The sequence below is a fragment of the Pseudomonas sp. P4_C4 genome (assembly GCF_056402055.1).
The window spans coordinates 1-3,337 of sequence record NZ_JBFUID010000125.1; the positions used below are offsets into that span (position 1 = coordinate 1).

General features: G+C 51.6%; 2 rRNA genes. Both read right to left on the reverse strand.

What is annotated here, in order from left to right:
* Positions 1-36: 36 nt before the first annotated feature.
* Positions 37-152, reverse strand: a 5S ribosomal RNA gene (rrf, locus tag AC1DXW_RS30800).
* A 149-nt stretch (positions 153-301) separates the two neighbouring features.
* A 23S ribosomal RNA gene (locus AC1DXW_RS30805) occupies positions 302-3,193 on the reverse strand.
* Positions 3,194-3,337: the final 144 nt, after the last annotated feature.

The following is a 3,337-nucleotide window of genomic DNA, read 5'->3' on the forward strand; positions in this document are numbered from 1 at the left end:
GGGGTTTCGGAATTTAATCGGGGTTTCGGAATTTAATCTTGACGATGACCTACTCTCACATGGGGAAACCCCACACTACCATCGGCGATGCATCGTTTCACTGCTGAGTTCGGGATGGGATCAGGTGGTTCCAATGCTCTATGGTCGTCAAGAAATTCGGGTACCGAGTCGTGGCCAGCTGGCCGCGCTTCAGCAAATTGGGTAGGTGATAGCTTTCGGTGTTTTGYGAGMGTCGAACTTTCGGTTCATTGCGTCTTCACACACCGCAACTCGCTTCTTAAGCAAATTGCTTGGGTGTTATATGGTCAAGCCTCACGGGCAATTAGTATTGGTTAGCTCAACGCCTCACAGCGCTTACACACCCAACCTATCAACGTCGTAGTCTTCGACGGCCCTTCAGGGGACTCAAGGTCCCAGTGAGATCTCATCTTGAGGCWAGTTTCCCGCTTAGATGCTTTCAGCGGTTATCTTTTCCGAACATAGCTACCCGGCAATGCCACTGGCGTGACAACCGGAACACCAGAGGTTCGTCCACTCCGGTCCTCTCGTACTAGGAGCAGCCCCTCTCAAATCTCAAACGTCCACGGCAGATAGGGACCGAACTGTCTCACGACGTTCTAAACCCAGCTCGCGTACCACTTTAAATGGCGAACAGCCATACCCTTGGGACCGGCTTCAGCCCCAGGATGTGATGAGCCGACATCGAGGTGCCAAACACCGCCGTCGATATGAACTCTTGGGCGGTATCAGCCTGTTATCCCCGGAGTACCTTTTATCCGTTGAGCGATGGCCCTTCCATACAGAACCACCGGATCACTAAGACCTACTTTCGTACCTGCTCGACGTGTCTGTCTCGCAGTCAAGCGCGCTTTTGCCTTTATACTCTACGACCGATTTCCGACCGGTCTGAGCGCACCTTCGTACTCCTCCGTTACTCTTTAGGAGGAGACCGCCCCAGTCAAACTACCCACCATACACTGTCCTCGATCCGGATAACGGACCTGAGTTAGAACCTCAAAGTTGCCAGGGTGGTATTTCAAGGTTGGCTCCACGCGAACTGGCGTCCACGCTTCAAAGCCTCCCACCTATCCTACACAAGCAAATTCAAAGTCCAGTGCAAAGCTATAGTAAAGGTTCACGGGGTCTTTCCGTCTAGCCGCGGATACACTGCATCTTCACAGCGATTTCAATTTCACTGAGTCTCGGGTGGAGACAGCGCCGCCATCGTTACGCCATTCGTGCAGGTCGGAACTTACCCGACAAGGAATTTCGCTACCTTAGGACCGTTATAGTTACGGCCGCCGTTTACCGGGGCTTCGATCAAGAGCTTCGCGTTAGCTAACCCCATCAATTAACCTTCCGGCACCGGGCAGGCGTCACACCCTATACGTCCACTTTCGTGTTTGCAGAGTGCTGTGTTTTTAATAAACAGTCGCAGCGGCCTGGTATCTTCGACCGGCGTGGGCTTACGGAGCAAGTCCTTCACCCTCACCGGCGCACCTTCTCCCGAAGTTACGGTGCCATTTTGCCTAGTTCCTTCACCCGAGTTCTCTCAAGCGCCTTGGTATTCTCTACCCAACCACCTGTGTCGGTTTGGGGTACGGTTCCTGGTTACCTGAAGCTTAGAAGCTTTTCTTGGAAGCATGGCATCAACCACTTCGTCACCCAAAGGGTAACTCGTCATCAGCTCTCGGCCTTRRRATCCCGGATTTACCTAAGATYYCAGCCTACCACCTTAAACTTGGACAACCAACGCCAAGCTGGCCTAGCCTTCTCCGTCCCTCCATCGCAATAACCAGAAGTACAGGAATATTAACCTGTTTTCCATCGACTACGCTTTTCAGCCTCGCCTTAGGGACCGACTAACCCTGCGTCGATTAACGTTGCGCAGGAAACCTTGGTCTTTCGGCGTGGGTGTTTTTCACACCCATTGTCGTTACTCATGTCAGCATTCGCACTTCTGATACCTCCAGCAAGCTTCTCAACTCACCTTCACAGGCTTACAGAACGCTCCTCTACCGCATCACCKAAGTGATACCCGTAGCTTCGGTGTATGGTTTGAGCCCCGTTACATCTTCCGCGCAGGCCGACTCGACTAGTGAGCTATTACGCTTTCTTTAAAGGGTGGCTGCTTCTAAGCCAACCTCCTAGCTGTCTAAGCCTTCCCACATCGTTTCCCACTTAACCATAACTTTGGGACCTTAGCTGACGGTCTGGGTTGTTTCCCTTTTCACGACGGACGTTAGCACCCGCCGTGTGTCTCCCATGCTCGGCACTTGTAGGTATTCGGAGTTTGCATCGGTTTGGTAAGTCGGGATGACCCCCTAGCCGAAACAGTGCTCTACCCCCTACAGTGATACATGAGGCGCTACCTAAATAGCTTTCGAGGAGAACCAGCTATCTCCGAGCTTGATTAGCCTTTCACTCCGATCCACAGGTCATCCGCTAACTTTTCAACGGTAGTCGGTTCGGTCCTCCAGTCAGTGTTACCTAACCTTCAACCTGCCCATGGATAGATCGCCCGGTTTCGGGTCTATTCCCAGCGACTAGACGCCCTATTAAGACTCGCTTTCGCTACGCCTCCCCTATTCGGTTAAGCTCGCCACTGAAAATAAGTCGCTGACCCATTATACAAAAGGTACGCAGTCACCCAACAAAGTGGGCTCCCACTGCTTGTACGCATACGGTTTCAGGATCTATTTCACTCCCCTCTCCGGGGTTCTTTTCGCCTTTCCCTCACGGTACTAGTTCACTATCGGTCAGTCAGTAGTATTTAGCCTTGGAGGATGGTCCCCCCATATTCAGACAAAGTTTCTCGTGCTCCGTCCTACTCGATTTCATGACCARGAGATTTTCGCGTACAGGGCTATCACCCACTATGGCCGCACTTTCCAGAGCGTTCCGCTAATCTCAAAGCCACTTAAGGGCTRGTCCCCGTTCGCTCGCCACTACTAAGGGAATCTCGGTTGATTTCTTTTCCTCAGGGTACTTAGATGTTTCAGTTCCCCTGGTTCGCCTCTTGCACCTATGTATTCAGTACAAGATAACCATCTTATGATGGCTGGGTTCCCCCATTCAGACATCTCCGGATCAAAGTCTGTTTGCCGACTCCCCGAAGCTTTTCGCAGGCTACCACGTCTTTCATCGCCTCTGACTGCCAAGGCATCCACCGTATGCGCTTCTTCACTTGACCATATAACCCCAAGCAATCTGGTTATACTGTGAAGACGACATTCGCCGAAAATTCGCACTTGCTCATAGAGCAACTCACAAATTTTACCTTAGCCTGATCCGTTACCAGTGAAAGTAACGTTCAGTCTATCTTTCTATCACATAC